General features: G+C 40.5%; 19 protein-coding genes and 2 pseudogenes. 4 read left to right on the top strand and 17 right to left on the bottom strand.

Annotation, left to right across the window (positions count from 1 at the left end; genetic code table 11):
* The 15 genes from SORDD16_RS02845 to SORDD16_RS02775 all read right to left on the bottom strand — a co-directional run.
* Positions 1-541 (bottom strand): CBS domain-containing protein (locus tag SORDD16_RS02845; protein ID WP_241733945.1); only part of this gene is annotated, 541 nt, incomplete at its 3' end.
* Positions 542-664: 123 nt separating this feature from the next.
* A complete protein-coding gene (locus SORDD16_RS02840) occupies positions 665-2,092 on the bottom strand; it encodes a cytosine permease (protein ID WP_061452308.1) in 1,428 nt (475 codons plus the stop codon).
* 132 nt (positions 2,093-2,224) lie between these two features.
* Positions 2,225-3,652, bottom strand: a complete 1,428-nt coding sequence (locus tag SORDD16_RS02835; RefSeq protein ID WP_061452307.1) for a cytosine permease — start codon at positions 3,650-3,652, stop codon at positions 2,225-2,227.
* 1 nt (position 3,653) lies between these two features.
* Positions 3,654-3,839, bottom strand: a complete 186-nt coding sequence (locus tag SORDD16_RS02830) for a hypothetical protein (protein ID WP_000805405.1) — start codon at positions 3,837-3,839, stop codon at positions 3,654-3,656.
* Between the two features lies 1 nt (position 3,840).
* Positions 3,841-5,619, bottom strand: coding sequence for a phosphotransferase (locus tag SORDD16_RS02825; protein ID WP_061452306.1), 1,779 nt, complete (start codon positions 5,617-5,619; stop codon positions 3,841-3,843).
* A 404-nt stretch (positions 5,620-6,023) separates the two neighbouring features.
* Complete coding sequence (locus SORDD16_RS02820) at positions 6,024-6,734, bottom strand: ABC transporter ATP-binding protein (RefSeq protein WP_061452305.1); 711 nt, start codon at positions 6,732-6,734, stop codon at positions 6,024-6,026.
* Positions 6,734-7,498, bottom strand: a complete 765-nt coding sequence (locus SORDD16_RS02815) for an ABC transporter ATP-binding protein (protein ID WP_001186014.1) — start codon at positions 7,496-7,498, stop codon at positions 6,734-6,736. Before SORDD16_RS02815 ends, SORDD16_RS02820 begins: the two co-directional genes overlap by 1 nt.
* Complete coding sequence (locus tag SORDD16_RS02810) at positions 7,498-8,454, bottom strand: branched-chain amino acid ABC transporter permease (protein WP_061452304.1); 957 nt, start codon at positions 8,452-8,454, stop codon at positions 7,498-7,500. Before SORDD16_RS02810 ends, SORDD16_RS02815 begins: the two co-directional genes overlap by 1 nt.
* A gap of 3 nt (positions 8,455-8,457) precedes the next feature.
* On the bottom strand, positions 8,458-9,327 hold the full coding sequence (locus tag SORDD16_RS02805; RefSeq protein ID WP_000941414.1) for a branched-chain amino acid ABC transporter permease: 870 nt from the start codon (positions 9,325-9,327) through the stop codon (positions 8,458-8,460).
* A gap of 119 nt (positions 9,328-9,446) precedes the next feature.
* Positions 9,447-10,607: an ABC transporter substrate-binding protein gene (locus SORDD16_RS02800; RefSeq protein WP_061452303.1), complete on the bottom strand. Its 1,161-nt coding sequence runs from the start codon at positions 10,605-10,607 to the stop codon at positions 9,447-9,449.
* A 112-nt stretch (positions 10,608-10,719) separates the two neighbouring features.
* Positions 10,720-10,965, bottom strand: coding sequence for a YlbG family protein (locus SORDD16_RS02795; protein WP_061452302.1), 246 nt, complete (start codon positions 10,963-10,965; stop codon positions 10,720-10,722).
* A gap of 78 nt (positions 10,966-11,043) precedes the next feature.
* Entirely contained in the window at positions 11,044-11,634 is a 591-nt protein-coding gene (gene clpP, locus SORDD16_RS02790; RefSeq protein ID WP_000613470.1) for an ATP-dependent Clp protease proteolytic subunit ClpP, read from the bottom strand.
* 178 nt (positions 11,635-11,812) lie between these two features.
* Entirely contained in the window at positions 11,813-12,442 is a 630-nt protein-coding gene (gene upp, locus SORDD16_RS02785; protein WP_061452301.1) for a uracil phosphoribosyltransferase, read from the bottom strand.
* An 88-nt stretch (positions 12,443-12,530) separates the two neighbouring features.
* A complete protein-coding gene (locus SORDD16_RS02780; protein WP_000136990.1) occupies positions 12,531-12,998 on the bottom strand; it encodes a deoxycytidylate deaminase in 468 nt (155 codons plus the stop codon).
* A gap of 18 nt (positions 12,999-13,016) precedes the next feature.
* On the bottom strand, positions 13,017-13,574 hold the full coding sequence (locus SORDD16_RS02775) for a TetR/AcrR family transcriptional regulator (RefSeq protein WP_061452300.1): 558 nt from the start codon (positions 13,572-13,574) through the stop codon (positions 13,017-13,019).
* 124 nt (positions 13,575-13,698) lie between these two features.
* Here SORDD16_RS02775 and SORDD16_RS02770 point away from each other — a divergent pair, with 124 nt between their 5' ends.
* The 4 genes and pseudogenes from SORDD16_RS02770 to SORDD16_RS02755 all read left to right on the top strand — a co-directional run bounded on the left by SORDD16_RS02770 (position 13,699) and on the right by SORDD16_RS02755 (position 16,777).
* Positions 13,699-14,544, top strand: coding sequence for a DegV family protein (locus SORDD16_RS02770; RefSeq protein ID WP_061452299.1), 846 nt, complete (start codon positions 13,699-13,701; stop codon positions 14,542-14,544).
* Between the two features lie 52 nt (positions 14,545-14,596).
* Positions 14,597-15,778: an aminoacetone oxidase gene (locus SORDD16_RS02765; RefSeq protein WP_061452298.1), complete on the top strand. Its 1,182-nt coding sequence runs from the start codon at positions 14,597-14,599 to the stop codon at positions 15,776-15,778.
* 13 nt (positions 15,779-15,791) lie between these two features.
* Positions 15,792-16,313, top strand: coding sequence for a DUF1697 domain-containing protein (locus SORDD16_RS02760; protein WP_061452297.1), 522 nt, complete (start codon positions 15,792-15,794; stop codon positions 16,311-16,313).
* A 108-nt stretch (positions 16,314-16,421) separates the two neighbouring features.
* Positions 16,422-16,777: pseudogene (locus tag SORDD16_RS02755) on the top strand (8-oxo-dGTP diphosphatase).
* Positions 16,778-16,836: 59 nt separating this feature from the next.
* Here SORDD16_RS02755 and SORDD16_RS02750 read toward each other — a convergent pair.
* Positions 16,837-17,382 (bottom strand): GNAT family N-acetyltransferase, encoded by a 546-nt coding sequence (locus SORDD16_RS02750; RefSeq protein WP_061452296.1) that lies wholly within the window; start codon positions 17,380-17,382, stop codon positions 16,837-16,839.
* A 395-nt stretch (positions 17,383-17,777) separates the two neighbouring features.
* Positions 17,778-17,915, bottom strand: a pseudogene (locus tag SORDD16_RS02745) (ammonia-dependent NAD(+) synthetase); the annotation flags it as partial.

Raw genomic sequence — 17,915 nt, 5'->3', positions numbered from 1 at the left:
CCTTGCCGTCCTTGCGTGGAATATTAACTGTGTGAGAAATATTTAGATTTTCCTCGACAATCAAGGTTACAATCTTGCCTAAAACACCAACTTCATTTTCCGTAATAAACCGAACACGAATACCTTCCTCGCCGTAGCCAGCGATTTCTAGAAAAGCTTGAAAAACATCACGATCTGTAATCACACCATAAACCTGTTGATTGTCCACAACTGGAAGAATACCGATCTTATTCTTCAACATGAGATAGGTCGCATCTTCTAGACTAGCATAACCTGACACTGTGATGACATCCCGAATCATCACATCTTTGACTTTGGTCTTATTGAGAAGATAATTCATCTCATAGATGGAGAGACTGGTTGCTTTAGACGGACTAGCTTCCGCAATGGTTCCTTCTGTTACCAGACCAACTAATTGGTCATTTTCGATAACAGGTAAACGGTGCAAGCCTTGCTCGCGCATCAAATCTGCTGCATGTGCTACAGTCGTATCTGGACTGATATAAACTACCTTGCGGGTCATAAAATCTTTAACTGCCATGAGACTTCTCCTTCTTTATTGCTACTATAATTATACACTTTCTTACAAAAACTATCAAACGCTTTCAGCTCTTTTTCAAGATTTTGTAAAATTCAAACATAAAAAGGGGAGAAACAGCTGAACTTAAATCGTAACGGAGTCTCGATCCTTAATCATATAGCATTTTAACGGAGTTAAGCTAGCTAACCAGTACAATAGACCTCCAAAAATCGCAGTAAAGCCACTACCAGTTGTAAGCAGGAACACAGGACTCTGGATGTGCTTTGTTATAGGGTTGTAAACAAATAGTACCGCTACCAATAAGGAGATAAATACGCAAGACAAACCAACTAGATTAAAGCCCTTAGTGAATTCATAAGCGTCATGTCCTTCAAGGAAATAGGCTGAACGCAAATCGAGTTTTCGTTTTCTTAAGATAAAGTAGTCAACAACGATCATTCCGATAATGGGTCCTTGAATATAGGCAGCCAGCGAGATGAAGGAACCGAAGTATTCATCTACTCCTCCCCAGATGGTGAGTAGGCTCACGTAAACCATGGCGATCCAAACCATTAGTTTATAGCTTACTTTTGGCATACCGCTTTTTACAATCATACAGTTCACATACGATCCTGTACCCTGGGTTCCAATATTGGCAAAGGCTACTAATAGTAAACTTAAAAGCGCAAAGGCTGGTGTGCTTAGAGTTGAAAGCATCGTCGTAGGGTCACTTTCATAGACACCTGTTTTGACAAACATAGCTAAAGCCATCACCCCGCCTGTCGCAGCGAAGAATGGCGCAACAACCCCATACGATAATGCTGTAGCCCAATAGCCACTGCGTTCTGATTTTGCCAAACGTGGTAAGACAAATGCTTGTGTAGACCAAGAAAAGGCTACGGCCACATTTCCTTCCCCTGACATCATAAAACGTTCAATCGGTGTCAAATTTTCTTGGATGGCAGGTTGGACATTCATGATATCCCTAATCGGAACCGCTACAAAACAGATCCCAACGATGACTAGCCCGACAAATAACAAAGCTACCACTAGAAAGCGATTAGTGCCTTTAATCACCTCTGGCCCCCCAAGAGCAATCAGCGTTCCAAGAAGAACACAGAGGGTTCCTAGAATCGGTGCCCATACTCCCTTGTCCAAACCAAGTCCAAAATTATTTGCCAAATGAATCATGGAGCTGGCAAAAAGATTGGCGGTAACGGCGTACCAACCAAAATTTGCCAGACTAATCACGGTTGATAAAACGGCCACCCCTTTTCTACCTAGAACGGCTCTCAACCAAATCCATAAATCAATTCCATATTTAACAGCAAACAAAATTGGGAGACATTCAATAAAGACCCAGATAATATTGAAACTAAAAATATTAATCAACATTTGATTAAAGGTCAAATATTGAGCCACATAAGCTCCTTGGGTATAACACCAAGTTGCGATGGCAAAACCACTTGTTGATAGGAAGAGATCCCAAAAAGAGTATTGGCGATCCTTGTTGGTCATAGGAACGATTCCCGTTATCGTCTCCTGTTGAATAAAGTCATTCATCTTGGACATTTTATTGAATATCTCCTGTCATGGCTAAAATAATCAGAACATGATTGACTAGAATCATGCCAATTACTAATGTAAAATTAACTTTCAAAAAAGAGGAAGCGAATAGATATAGATTAAGGTTTTCATTTATCCTTAAATCGTAACGGAGTCCCGATCCTTAATCATATAGCGTTTTATCGGAGTTAAGCTAGCTAACCAGTATAATAAACCTCCAAAAATCGCAGTAAAGCCACTACCCGTTGTGATTAAAAAGATTGGGCTTTGAATCTGTGCAGTCACAGGATTATAAACAAATAGTACTGCAACCAATAAGGAGATAAATACGCAAGATAAGCCAACCAAGTTAAATCCTTTAGTAAACTCGTAAGCATCGTGTCCTTCAAGGAAATAAGCTGAACGCAAGTCGAGTTTTCGTTTTCTTAAGATAAAGTAGTCAACAACGATCATTCCGATAATGGGTCCTTGAATATAGGCAGCCAGCGAGATGAAGGAACCGAAGTACTCTTCTACCCCTCCCCAGATGGTGAGTAGGCTCACATAAATCATGGCAATCCAAACCATTAGTTTATAGCTTACTTTTGGCATCCCACTTTTAACAATCATACAGTTCACGTACGATCCTGTACCCTGGGTTCCAATATTGGCAAAGGCTACTAGTAGTAGACTTAAGAGGGCAAAGGCTGGGGTACTTAGAGTTGACAGCATCGTTGTTGGATCACTTTCATAAACACCTGTTTTGACAAACATGGCTAGAGCCATGACTCCACCTGTCGCAACGAAGAATGGAGCCACAACTCCGTATGATAAGGCTGTAGCCCAATATCCACTGCGTTCTGATTTTGCTAAACGCGGTAAAACCAATGCTTGTGTAGACCAAGAGAAGGCAAAGGCTACATTTCCTTCTCCAGAAAGCATGAAGCGTTCTAATGGAGTTAAATCTCCTTGGGTAGCCGGTTGAATGTTCATAATGTCAGTGATAGGAACGGCGACAAAGCAGATTCCAACGATAATGAGACCGACAATCAACAAGGCGATAACCAAGAAGCGATTGGTCCATTTAATCACTTCTGGGCCTCCAAGAGCAATGAGGGTACCAAGAAGAACACAGAGGGTACCCAAAATCGGCGCCCATACTCCCTTGTCCAAACCAAGACCAAAATTATTTGCCAAATGAATCATGGAGCTGGCAAAAAGATTGGCCGCAACGGCATACCAGCCAAAGTTAGCTAAGCTAATAATAGTTGATAGCAAGGCTACGCCTTTTTTTCCGAGGACAGCTCTCAACCAAATCCACAAATCAATTCCATATTTAACAGCAAACAAGATTGGGAGACATTCAATAAAGACCCAGATAATGTTAAAACTAAAAATATTAATCAACATTTGATTAAAGGTCAAATATTGAGCCACATAGGCTCCTTGGGTATAACACCAAGTTGCGATGGCAAAACCACTTGTCGACAGAAAGAGATCCCAAAAAGAATACTGACGATCCTTGTTGGTCATGGGAACAATTCCCGTTATCGTCTCCTGTTGAATAAAGTCATTCATCTTGGACATTTTATTGAATACCTCCTGTCATGGCTAGGATAATCAGAATAAGGTTAATTAGAACTAAGCCAATGACTATAATAAAATCACTTTTTAGAAATGGCTGAGCAAACACATAGTTTGGAGATTCCATTTCTTCTAGCCTTCTTTTCGTTTCATTTGCTACTAATTCTTCAATTTCAGATGTCGGTTTCATCTCAATTCTCCTCCAAATACAAATCTAGTGCAATTTGCCCATACTGCTTGGTATAACGATACCAGATATAAAGAAATTCACCTACTGGTTTTCCAACGCTTTCTTGGAACAGGGCCCACAAAAACCAGTAATATGAAGTTACTGATACATAGGCAAAATAGTGACGTTTGGTGTTCTTATCTGGAACTTCTTGTAAATAGATTTCAAGTACCTTTTCAGCTTCTTCCACTGTATAATTTGAACACCCGATAAAGGTTCCTAAATCTCCTGCTGGATCTCCCATCCCAGAATATTCCCAATCAATCAAGCTCATTTCGCCAGCTTCATTCAACAAGAAATTTGGGCTATAAGAATCTCCGTGGCAGAGAACCTTTTTCGTCTGCTCTTCTTGTAGAAACTTTTCGAGAACTGAGACATTCTTATCCAACTCTTCAAGCCCATCAAATTCAAAACGATTGCTAGCCTTTAATTTTTGTCTAAAATCATCAATTCCCTCAAATTGATCAAAAGAATGATCCGTTTTTTCTCCAGATTGGTGCAAGCGTCTCAAGAGCTCCATTGCTTTTGCTACATCATCCCAATTATCATAATCTAGTTGCTTGGCATTAGGGATAAATTCTGAAATTTTCCAACCCTCATCCTTGTTCATGGCAATAAAAGTACGGTCAATCTTCAATTTTGCAGCAATTTCCATGGAAGCCGCTTCACTAGCACGATCAATATAATTCTCCGTTCCTCTACCTGGATGACGGTAAACATATTTCTTCCCTAGGCAGTCAAATGAAAACGAAGTGTTGGTTAAACCGTCTTTTAGGGGTTTAATATTGACAATATCTGAAGCTATACATCCTAATGTCTTACAGATGTTATCAATGATTTCCGAATTAGTATTCACCAAATAGTGTTCATCAAACTGACGCAACTCATCTAGTGAATCAAACTCCTTAACAATGTCTGCCGAATAATGCCGAGCTTCCAAAGGAAGTTCCTTGACGTGACGACTATAATAATCTTCCCAGAGCTGTTCGCGATACGGCTCATGTTTAAACTCAGTTTCTAAAATATCTACGAATTTTTCACTAAATGCACGATCAAAATAAACGTGCCCCACCATAGCCCAAGTATTCGTTCCACCGATTTGAATATCGATGATTGTGTGATTGGAGTCTTCCTTAGAGCAGTATTCGTCTGTGTCCCCTTCTGCAAATATAGTCGAATAATAACCTCTGTAAATGTATCGCTCAAACGGATTTTCCACAAAATAATTATCCGAAGAGCAGATATAAGTGTTAGAAAGTTGATCTCTGACTAGCATGAGAGAAGAACAGTTGTTGTACTTGTAGTAATCATTATTCACGACGATTTTAACGCCAAACTTTTCTGCCAGATAGAACATTTTTTCTTGCAGATATCCTACAATAACTGTAATGTCCTCTATCCCAGCTTCTTGCAATTGCTTGATTTCTCTCTCAATCAAACGCTCACCTTTAACTTGGAGAAGCCCTTTTGGAAGTTCATAAGATAAAGGGGCAAAGCGGCTACTCATACCTGCAGCCATGATAATGGCATTCTTCACCTGATACGGAACTAAAGCCTCCTCACCTAAGTCAGTTAAGTGATTTTCCTCACTGAGCCACTTCTCTTCTTTACATTCCTTGAGAAGATTATTTACCGTCCCCAAAGAGATATCTAACTGTTCAGCCAATTGTCTCTGCGTAAAGTTTTCGTCTTTGTGAGTCAACAAAAAACGTAAAAGTTTAAATTGTTTTTCTGATAGCATATCCTCAGCCTCTTTGTTCAATATTTTTGTTTATTTAATTATATGATGAACACATGCTTTTGTCAAGTTAAATTCTATATCAAGAAAACGGATGCTCAAATCAGATCCATTAAAATAGTAATCAAACGAAAAAAGAGCCCCAAATTTGGAGCTCCTCAAATTCATCTACAAAATAATCCACTGGATTGGATGATTACTTACGCAATCTCCATCTGCAACCTAAACTAGTCTCCCAGACTAGAGGGGAATTGCTTGCGCAATTCTTATCTGCCAACTAAAACAATCCACTGGATTGGATGATTGCTTACGCAATCCTTATCTGCCGACTAAAAAGGTCCCCCGGTCTATGGGGAAATTGCTTGCGCAACTCTCATCCACCGACTAAAACAATCCACTGGATTGTTTTAGCCACCTAGATATGCTTTTCTGACTTCGTCTGATGCTGCGAGTTCTTTTCCTGTTCCTGATAGGACAATCTTTCCTGTTTCAAGTACATAACCACGGTCAGAGATAGCAAGGGCCTTGTTAGCGTTCTGTTCAATTAGGAGAACCGTTGTTCCTTGCTTCTGAATATCTTGGATGATATCAAAAATTTCTTGGATAAAGATAGGAGCAAGTCCCATTGATGGCTCGTCCAAGAGAAGAAGCTTAGGCGTAGACATGAGAGCACGTCCCATAGCCAGCATCTGTTGCTCACCACCAGATAGGGTCGCCGCATCTTGGTTTTTGCGTTCTTCCAGACGAGGGAAACGTGAAAAGACTTTTTTCAAGTTAGCTTGATTTTCTTCACGATTTTTCTTCAAGAAAGCTCCCATTTCTAGATTTTCCATAACAGTCAAACCTGGGAAAACATGGCGTCCCTCAGGAACTTGTGAAAGGCCACCTGCCACGATTTTTTGAGCTGGCATTTTTTGGATTTCTTGATTTAAAAATTCAATCTTTCCTGAACTTGGTCGAACCAAACCTGACAAGGTACGAAGAATGGTTGTTTTACCAGCACCATTGGCACCAATCAAGGAAACAACTTCACCTTCATTAACCTCGAAACTTACATCACGAACTGCTTGGATCATACCGTAATGCACAGAGAGGTTTTCAACTTTTAACATAGACATTAGGCTTCACCTCCTAGATAAGCTTCGATAACACGTTTGTTGTTCTTGATCTCATCCGGAGTCCCATGAGCAATCAAACGACCATATTCAAGAACATAGATACGCTCAGTGACTTCCATAACCAAATTCATATCATGTTCGATAAGCATGATGGTAATTTTAAATTCATCTTTGATACGACGGATCAATTCTGTCAATTCAGCTGTTTCTTGTGGATTCATTCCAGCCGCAGGCTCATCCAAAAAGAGGATCTTAGGTTCAGTTGCCAGAGCACGAACGATTTCTAATCGACGTTGTTGGCCATAGGCCAGATTTTTAGCAAGTGTATCTGCATCACCATCCAAATCAAAAATCTTCAGCAAGTCCAAAGCTTTGCTTTTTAATTCTTCCTCATTCTTATAAAAAGCTGGTAGGCGTAGGAAGCTCGCAAGGACATGTTGTTTATGATGATTGCTAAATGCAATCAAAACATTTTCCAAAACTGTCAAGTCCTTGAACAAACGAATATTTTGGAAAGTACGACTGAGACCAAGTGAGGCAATCTTATAGGGAGTTTTCCCATTTAGGAGGTGACCATCTAGTGTCACCGTACCTTCGCTTGGTTCATAAACACCGGTCAAGAGATTGAAAAGAGTTGTTTTACCAGCCCCATTTGGTCCAATCAGACCAACCAATTCTCCCTCGTTCAATTCAAGAGTGACATCTCCAACAGCTGTTAGACCGCCAAAATGTTTGGTTAACTGTTTAACTTCAAGTAATGCCATTAGTTTTGTCCCCCCTTCTTAGATTTTTTAAAGAAACGTGATAGACTTAATTCCCATGTCCCAAGAAGTCCACCTGGTCTGAAGATCATCACCAATACAAGAGCCAAAGCGTAGATGATCATACGTACGCTGGCTACATCTTGAAGGAGCATATTTAAAATTCCTAAAACAATCGCTGAAACGATGGTACCAGTAATCGATCCAAGTCCACCAAAGACAACGATAATCAACACGTTGATGGAATTAATAAAGGTGTAATCTTTTGGTACAACAGATCCGATAAAACCTGCCTGAAGTGAGCCAGCAATACTTGCTGTAATAGCACCAAAGACAAAAGCGATAATCTTGATTTTTGTAGTGTTTACCCCAACGGACTCTGCAGCAATCTCATCCTCACGAACAGATAGAGTAGAGCGTCCAATTGGACTACGTAAGAAGTTGAGGGTTGCAATAGTTGTGATAATTACAAAAAGATAAACCATCTGCCAGTTGGTAAAGTTTGGAATACCCAAGATACCAGCAGCACCGTTGGTCAAACTTCCACCATTAATGATAAAGATACGGATGATTTCTGAGACACCTAGTGTCGCAACAGCCAGGTAGTCACCCTTCAAACGGAGTGTTGGAATCCCAACGAGCAAAGCGACTGCACCAGAAATCAAGGCGCCCAAGACCATTGCTCCAAAGAAGGCACCATAGGTTGGTGATTTTGAGCCAATAATCGCTGCTGCATAAGCCCCAATCGCCATAAAACCTGCATGGCCGAGTGAGAATTGTCCTGAAAAACCAACGATTAAGTTCAGACCTACTGCAAGGATGATATTAATCCCAATTTGTTCTAAAATTTGAACATGGAATAGATTGAGAACACCGGCAGAAACCAGTACACTGATCAACCCATAACCCGCTAACAGAAGGAATAACCAGAGAATATTTACTTTAAGATTTGTCTTCATTGTTTACACCTTCTCTTTCACATTCTTACCAAGGATACCTGCAGGTCGAACAATCAGAATCAAAAGCAAGATTCCATATACGATGGCATCACGGAAATCAGACATACCAAAGGCAGTAGCAAAAGTTTCCAACAAGCCAATCACAAATCCTCCTAGAGCTGCACCAGGAATAATCCCGATACCACCAAGAACGGCCGCAACGAATGATTTTAGACCTGGAGTCACACCCATCAACGGTTCAAGAGAGTTATAGTAAAGGGCGATGAGGACACCTGCTGCACCAGCAAGGGCTGAACCCAAGGCAAAAGTAAAGCTGATTGTACGATTTACATTAATTCCCATCAATTGAGCTGCGTCACTATCAACTGATACCGCACGCATGGCTTTCCCCATTTTTGTTTTTTGAACAATCACTTGCAATAAAATCATCAGGAGTAAGGAAACTGCTAGAATCATCAACTGAACATTTGTCAAGCTGATTGGCCCCAAATCATAGCGAACTGTTTGAATAGCTTGAGGAAAGGCACGAGTATTGGCACCGACTAAGTAAACCATCCCGTATTCCAGTAGGAAAGACACTCCGATGGCTGTAATCAAAACAGCAATACGTGTAGAGTGTCGCAAAGGACGGTAGGCAAGAAACTCAATCACAACACCAAGTAGTGCGGTTCCTGCCATTGAAATAATTAAAGCTAAAAAGAAATCCATTTGGAAAGAATTAATCAAAAAGTAACCAATAAAGGCACCCATCATATAAATATCACCGTGGGCGAAGTTGATGAGTTTGATAATTCCATAAACCATGGTATAACCCAGAGCCAAAAGTGCATAAACACTACCCAGAATTAGACCATTCACAAGTTGTTGGAGCATAGCATTCACTCTTTTCTATCGTTATTTTTTAGAAAATTTCTCAATTTTCACAAGTTCATAAACACCGAAACAGGGAGTGAGTCAAAGGCTCATTCCCTATTTCAACTACTATTCTAATGTTATGGTTTTACAACTTCTGCTGCTTCCACTTTACCATTGTTCATGGTCATCATGTAAGCCGTTTTCACTGTATTGTGATCTGCATCAAAGCTCGTTTGACCAGTTACACCATCAAAATCTTTGGTTTTAGCAAGGTTGTCCTTGATTTCACCTGAGTTTTTAGCACCTTTTGCAGCATTTGCTACTAGGTAAACTGAGTCATAGGCCAAAGCTGAGAATGTTGAAGGCTCTTCGTTGTATTTAGCACGGTATGCTTCAAGGAAAGCTTTAGCTTTTGCAGAAACATCAACTGTAGTTGAGAATCCTGAGATGAAGTAAATGTTTGATGCTCTTTCAGCAGTTGCTTGTTGAACAAATTCTTCACCGTTAAAGCCGTCACCACCAACGATTGGTTTATCAATTCCCATACCACGCGCTTGGTTTACGATTTTACCTGCTTCTGTGTAGTAACCTGGAACAACGATAGCGTCAAACTCTTTCCCTTTCATTTTAGTAAGGGCAGCTTGGAAGTCTGTATCACCTGCTACAAACGTTTCGTCTGCAACAATTTCACCTTTGTAGGCTTCGCGGAAGGCTTTAGCAATACCTTTAGCATAGTCACTTGCATTGTCCGTATAAAGAACAACCTTCTTAGCGTTCAATTTATTTGTCACATAGTTTGAAATAATCTTCCCTTGGAAGCTATCTTGGAAAGTTCCGATAAATAGATATTCTTGACCTTTAGTCAAACCGTCTTGAGTCGCACTTGGTGAAATCAATGGAACTCCTGCTTGAGTAGCGTTGGCTACAGCTGCAGCAGTTGCACCAGATGTCGCAGGTCCTACAATAGCTGCAACTTTTGATTGAGTTACAAGGTTCGTTGTAACAGAAGCTGCTTCAGCTGTTTCAGATTTGTTGTCTTTATCTACAACTTCGATTTGTTTTCCATCAATACCACCTGCAGCATTGATTTCATCAACAGCAAGTTGAGCACCTTTTTGTTCAGAAGTACCATAGGCAGCTACAGCACCTGTTTCTTCAAAGTTAAAACCGATTTTGATAGTCTTTTCGTCTACTGGGTTACCAGTTGTATTTGACGCTCCTGATTTAACCTCTCCACAGGCAGCGAGAAGAGCTACGCTAGCAAGAGCCACAAAAGATAGGGCAAATTTTTTCTTCATTTTTAATCTCCTTATAGTTGTTTCAAAAATAGTATGTTAAGAATATACCGAATTATCAGAAAATTGTCAACACATTTGTCTCATTTTTAAAAATGATAACGTTTTCCTCTTTTCAATAGAGATTGCCAACAAAGGGAGTTTCTAACTCTTGAATATGACAAGGTCTTATTTTTTTGATAAATCTTTCCTTACCTAATCTCTCAACTAAGTCATCTAGCTCCTCAGTTGGAACATAGAGCTGCAAGTAACGATGTTTTTTGGAATGGTAACAGATATCACCGTATTCCTGAAGTTTTTTTGCATCTCGATTATAGTAAAGATAGATGATTAATCCTGAACGATTGACCTTTTCAAACATGGTGAATCCTCTTTCTAAGAAATCTTCTTCTAATTATATCAAAAAAAGCAAACTCCGTCGAGTTTGCTTCTAGGTTGCTTAGCTCAAAGAATTATTAGCCATGATTTCATCAATGAAGCCATATTCGAGCGTTTCTTGGGCACTCATCCAGTAATCACGTTCCGCATCTGCATGAATTTGCTCAACTGATTTACCTGAGTTAGTCGCAAGGATTTGCTCCAAAGTCTTACGAGTTTTAAGCAAGTGCTCTGCAGCGATTGCCATATCTGTCTGTTGGGTACCACCACCTGTACCACCCATTGGTTGGTGAATCATGTACTCTGCATTTGGAAGCATGAAACGTTTGCCTTTTGCGCCACTTGATGCGATGACAGTACCCATAGATGCTGCCATCCCCATAACGATAGTTTGGACATCAGCCTTGATAAAGTTCATAGTATCAACGATTGCCAAACCCGCTGAAACAGATCCTCCAGGTGTGTTGACATAAAGGTAAATATCTTTTGTACTGTCTTGGGCATCCAAGAAGAGTAATTGGGCGATAACAGAGTTGGCCATATTGTCTTCGACTGGCCCAGTTAGCATGATGATGCGATCTTTCAGAAGGCGAGAGTATATGTCATAGGAACGCTCTCCACGGCTTGTTTGTTCAATAACTACAGGAATCATTCATTTCTCCTTTTAATGTTGAATTTTCTTAGTCTTACGACTCAATACAGAACTATTATATCTTTTTGGTCAAAAAAGGTCAAATTTTTGCTCTATACTATCGACAGAACCAAAAATTCAACCTCCTCGCGAAATTAGAAATAGCCTCCAATTTCATCTTTAAGACTCTATCTGAGTCTTATTTCGTACCGAACAAGCGGTCTCCAGCATCTCCAAGACCTGGGACAATATAGCCATGTTCGTTCAAACGTTCGTCCAAGGCTGCTGTAAAGATTTCCACATCTGGATGAGCTTCTTGAAGAGCTTTCACTCCCTCTGGAGCAGCCACGAGGCAGACAAATTTGATATTTGATGCCCCACGTTTTTTAAGGGAGTCAACGGCCAAGATTGCTGATCCACCTGTTGCAAGCATTGGATCGACTACAAAAATTTGACGTTGGTCAATATCTTCAGGCAATTTCACCAAGTATTCAACTGGTTGAAGGGTTTCTTCATCACGGTACATACCAATGTGCCCAACTTTTGCTGCTGGAACCAAGCTCAATAGTCCATCGACCATTCCGATACCTGCACGCAAGATTGGGACAATCGCTAATTTTTTACCAGCCAATTGTTTTTGAACTGTTTTTGTGATAGGTGTTTCGATTTCCACGTCTTCAAGTGGAAGATCACGAAGTACTTCATATCCCATCAACATTGCAATCTCATCTACTAGCTCACGAAAAGCTTTTGTAGAAGTGTCTATACGACGTAGGATTGATAATTTGTGTTGAATCAGTGGGTGATTAATGACTTCAATTTTTCCCATTTTCTGAGTTCCTTCTTTCAATTTATTCTTCTTATTATATCAAAAAACGGTTTAAAAAGCTTTCTAAACCATTTATTTTTATTAATTTCTAAATCAAATCTGCCTCTTGGAGAGCTGTCTGAACAGTCTCTAATGGTAAATGGGTCAACTCGGTACCTTTTTCGTGATAAAGGTACTGGGCATAGTCATCCATTCGGTACTGGTTGATATAAACCACGCGCTTGCAACCAACTTGTAGCAGTTGTTTTGTACAGTTCAGACAAGGGAAATGGGTCACATAGGCTGTAAATCCTCTTGGAACCCCTCGTTCAGCTCCTTGCAAGATGGCATTAACCTCGGCGTGAAGGGTTCGGACACAGTGACCTTCAATAACCAGACATTCGTGGTCGATACAGTGCTCCGTTCCTGATACGGAACCATTGTAGCCTGTTGAAATGACCTTATTATCCTTGACTAGGACAGCTCCCACCTTGGCACGTTTACAGGTCGAACGATTGGCAATTAGTAAAGCCTGGGCTGCAAAGTACTCATCCCAAGCAAGTCTTTTTTCTGTCATAAGTCTTCTCCTTTTCCTCTATTTTTTGAAAAATGGCAAGCGTAAGTCGGCAATCTTTTCAGCTGGAACCTTCATTCCATCCTTGATCCACTTGAGCAGAACTGATACGATAGCAGAACTCCAAAACGAATGAAGATAACTGCTGACGCCCTTTGATTTTCCGTGGTATTTTTCCAGAAACTCCTGCATGGCTTGGACAAAAATCTTTTCCAAGTGGTAGTCCAGAGCAAGTTGGATAACCTTGGCTTCTTTCTTAGCTGCTCGGAAAAGATGCACCCAGACCAGATAAAGGTCCGTTTTGACATCGTAATGACTCAATTGTTCCATGATATTATGAACACTGCGTTTAAAAACACTCTCTAAAATCGCTTCCTTAGAGTCATAATTGCGATAGAAGGCAGCGCGAGAGACACCCGCCCGCTTGACCAACTCTGAAATGCTGATCTTGGCCATGTCCTTTTTCTCCAGTAGTTGCAAAAGAGCCGTCTCGATTGCTTCTCTGGTTAAAAAATTGGATTCTTGATTTGATTTTCTGAGATTTTCAAGAGATTTTTCAGATATTTTTCTTTCAGACATAACACTTTCTTTCTACTTGTAACAACAGAAGGGTAATACTTTTGTTTTAAGGGCTTTCATGATATAATTGTAAAAAAAGACAGAACCTTTGTCAATGTATAAGTGACAAAGACGGAGAATTTCTATGACTTGGAAGATTGTAGCTGATTCTGGTTGTGATTATCGTCAACTAGCAACTCCTGCTATTGATACCGAATTCATCAGTGTACCATTAACCATTCAAGTAGCTGATCAGGTCTTTATCGATGATGCCAACCTCGACATTGATCACATGATGGAAACCATGTATGCGACTTCTGAGGCTTCAAAATCAGCTTGCCCTAGTCCTGATGATTACTTGAGAGCATTCGAAGGTGCTAAACATATCTTTGTTGTTACCATCACTGGTACCCTTTCTGGTAGTCATAATAGTGCACAACTCGCTAAAAACATTTATCTTGAAGACAATCCTGACACACAGATTCATGTCATCGACACTTTGTCTGCAGGTGGTGAGGTTGACCTGATTGTAGAAAAAATCAATGACTTGATTGATCAAGGACTTTCTTATAAAGAAATTGTTGAATCTATTACTGCCTATCAAGAGAAAACAAAGTTACTCTTTGTCCTCACTAAAGTTGATAACTTGGTAAAAAATGGCCGTTTGAGCAAGCTTATCGGTACAGTTGTTGGCCTTCTCAACATCCGTATGGTCGGGGAAGCAAGTGAAACAGGAACATTGGAGTTACTACAAAAAGCCCGTGGACCAAAAAAATCTCTTCAAGCAACCTATGAAGAACTTATCAAGGCTGGCTACGCTGGTGGCCGTATCGTCATGGCTCACCGTAGTAATAAAAAATTCTGTCAGCAACTATCAGAACGCTTGCTGAAAACATTCCCGCAAGCCAATATCAAAATCCTCCCAACTTCTGGTCTCTGCAGTTTTTATGCAGAAGATGGCGGTTTATTGATGGGCTATGAGATTGATTAAATCCGAGAAGAGGTGACTGACAACCTCTTCTTTTTTATGGTACAATAGTCTTATGAAACATTTTGATACGATTGTCATTGGAGGAGGGCCTGCGGGCATGATGGCTACCATCTCCTCTTCTTTTTACGGACAGAAAAGTCTCCTCATTGAGAAAAATCGCAAACTGGGAAAAAAATTGGCTGGAACAGGTGGTGGTCGCTGCAATGTTACTAATAATGGAAGTCTAGATGACCTGCTAGCAGGTATTCCCGGAAATGGGCGCTTTCTTTACAGTGTTTTCTCCCAGTTTGATAACCATGATATCATCAATTTTTTTACGAAAAACGGGGTCAAACTTAAGGTGGAAGACCATGGCCGCGTCTTTCCTGCTAGCGACAAGTCTCGAACCATTATTGAAGCTTTGGAGAAGAAAATCACTGAACTCAGTGGTCAAGTCGCTACTCAAACAGAGATTGTTTCGGTTAAAAAGGTAGATAACCAGTTTGTCCTTAAGTCTGCAGACCAAACTTTCACTTGTGACAAACTGATTGTCACAACAGGTGGTAAATCTTATCCTTCCACCGGTTCGACTGGATTTGGTCACGAGATTGCCCGCCATTTTAAACACACTGTAACCGACTTGGAAGCAGCCGAAAGTCCACTTCTGACTGACTTCCCTCACAAAGCGCTTCAGGGCATTTCACTAGACGATGTGACCCTAAGCTATGGCAAGCATGTCATCACTCATGATTTGCTCTTTACCCACTTTGGTTTGTCAGGCCCAGCTGCCCTACGTATGTCTAGTTTTGTCAAGGGTGGGGAAGTTCTTTCACTGGATGCCCTACCACAACTTTCTGAGAGCGACTTGGTAGTTTTTCTAGAAGAAAATCGGGAAAAATCCTTGAAAAATGCTTTAAGAACCTTGCTTCCAGAACGCTTAGCCGAATTCTTCGTGCAAAATTTTCCTGAAAAAGTTAAACAGCTAACTGTGAAAGAACAAGAACAACTTCTCCAGTCCATCAAAGCCCTCCAAATCCCTGTAACCGGCAAAATGTCTCTTGCCAAGTCCTTTGTCACCAAAGGCGGTGTCAGCCTCAAGGAAATCAATCCCAAAACTCTGGAAAGCAAGCTCGTTCCCGGTCTCCACTTTGCTGGAGAGGTCCTAGACATCAATGCTCACACGGGTGGCTTTAACATCACATCTGCCCTCTGCACCGGCTGGGTGGCAGGCTCAAATCCAATAAATACCAAATAAGAAAGGAAGTCCTTTGGAACATATTATTTTACTAAGAGGCGTTACTCCTAATGGAAAAAATGCTATCCCGAAAATGTCTTATTTGGTAGATATTTTAACAGAAGCTGGTTTTCAACACGTTCGAACCTATATTCAAAGTGGGAATATCATTCTTGAAAGTGACTTAGATTTAGAAGAAATACGAGAACGCGTTCATACTCTGATAAAGGAAAAAATTGGAGCTAACTTAAAAATGGTTATCAAGAATAAGGACGATTTTGAAAAGATTGTTCAAGAGAATCCATTTAGAGAAGACTATCTTCATGATCGTGTACATGTGATTCTTTATCAGGGATTTATCCAAAGTCTGCCATTAGAAAAATTGATAGCTGACTACGGTGAAGAAGAAATTTGTGTAGGCGATCACTGTCTCTACCTCTATCTCCCTAGAACTGCAAAACGAAAAAAGCTCAATACCAACTATCTTGAAAAACTTTTTGGCGTGGATCTGACCATGCGAAAGTTAAACGTCGTGGAAAAGTTACTAACAAAATAGGAGAACAAGATGAACAGGCGCGAAACAGTCGAATTCATCAACATGTGCATGATTAAAAACGGTGACAAGGTTCTGGTCCAAGATCGAGTTAATCCCGACTGACCCGGCATCACTTTTCCTGGTGGTCATGTAGAGCGTGGAGAATCTTTTACCGATGCAGTTATCAGAGAAGTCAAGGAAGAAACTGGACTAACCATATTCAAACCTCAACTTTGTGGTATCAAAGACTGGTACGATGACAAGGATTATCGTTATGTCGTCCTTTTTACAAGACAGAACACTTTGCTGGTGAACTCCAGTCCTCAGACGAAGGGAAAGTTTGGTGGGAAGATTTTGAAAATCTTTCTCGTCTAAAACTTGCCACCGATGATATGTCTGATATGCTTCGTGTGTTGCTAGAAGAAGATCTCAGTGAATTCTTTTACTACAAAGACGGTGACGACTGGCTTTATGAGTTAAAATAAAAGAGCAGAAAAAAATGACCTGAGCTTTAAAAATTAAATTTTGAAGCTCAGGTCATTTCTTAGTTCTTTTTAATCTGATAATAAATAAGGTCCGCAACGTAGTCTTTTCTCTCCACACCATTGGTAATGGTTTTGAGATAAGACATGCCCGCCTTCTCCATCACACGACCTGAGGCAGGATTGAGACTAGCATAGCGAGCCCTTACTCGCTGAAAACCTGCTTGCGTGAGACAGAAGTCTAAAACAGCTTTCAAGGCTTCCGTCATAATCCCACGCCCCCAGTAGGACTTGCCAAGGACATACCCAATCTCACAGCTAGAGTCAATCTCATCCATTTCAACGATGCTGATATCTCCTATCACTTGCTCAGGGTTTTCTTTGAGACAAATAGCCCATTTGTAATAGTTGGGATTGGTATAGGATGCAACCCAATTTCGAATTGAATTCCGGGTCACCTCAACATCAGGATGAGGATCCCAGGTGACATAGGTCAGATTCTCAGCAGTCGAAGCCCAATTTTTAAACATGGCTGCTACATCACTTTCCACAAATCTTCTCAAGACTAAACGTTTCGTCTCTAACATTTGCGTACCGATTGCTTTCATAATGTTACCTCGCTTTCTAAGCTTAAGGCAAGACGCTGAAAAGAATCTGGGACAAAAAGATTTTGATTTTAGAAATTCCTTATTATAAATTTTTAAAATCGATAGATTAGACAAAAAAGCGAACAAGACCGAATTCTGAATGTCAGATAACTCGTTTTGTTCGCTTTTTATATTTAAGGTTAGACTTTTGTCCCAGCCTCTTCTTCGCTTTCTCATTTCTAGGCTCAGGGTAAAAAGACTATACTCAATAACAGCTAGGAAACAAGTGTTTTATCTAGTTCCTTGACGCAGTCGCTGTCTGGTTTGAAATGCGCTTTACCAAGCTTTTTCAAACCTAGTCATCGTTGCGGGGGTGAGACAACGAAATCGAACTCTTCGCGTTACCGATTTCTGTCTCACTCCCAAAAGTCATCAAATACGGTGATTGGTAGGTGGCGTTTGTGTTGGCCTTTATGCCACCAGTTTTCGATAGTTGCTTGAGCTTCTGGGCTGATTGTTTTGCCTTCTAGGTAATCATCAATTTCATTGTAAGT

Source organism: Streptococcus oralis (genome assembly GCF_001578945.1).
Classification (GTDB): Bacteria; Bacillota; Bacilli; order Lactobacillales; family Streptococcaceae; genus Streptococcus; species Streptococcus oralis_Q.
Note: the sequence above shows the minus strand (reverse complement) of the source record. Positions and strands in the feature narration are given on the sequence as shown.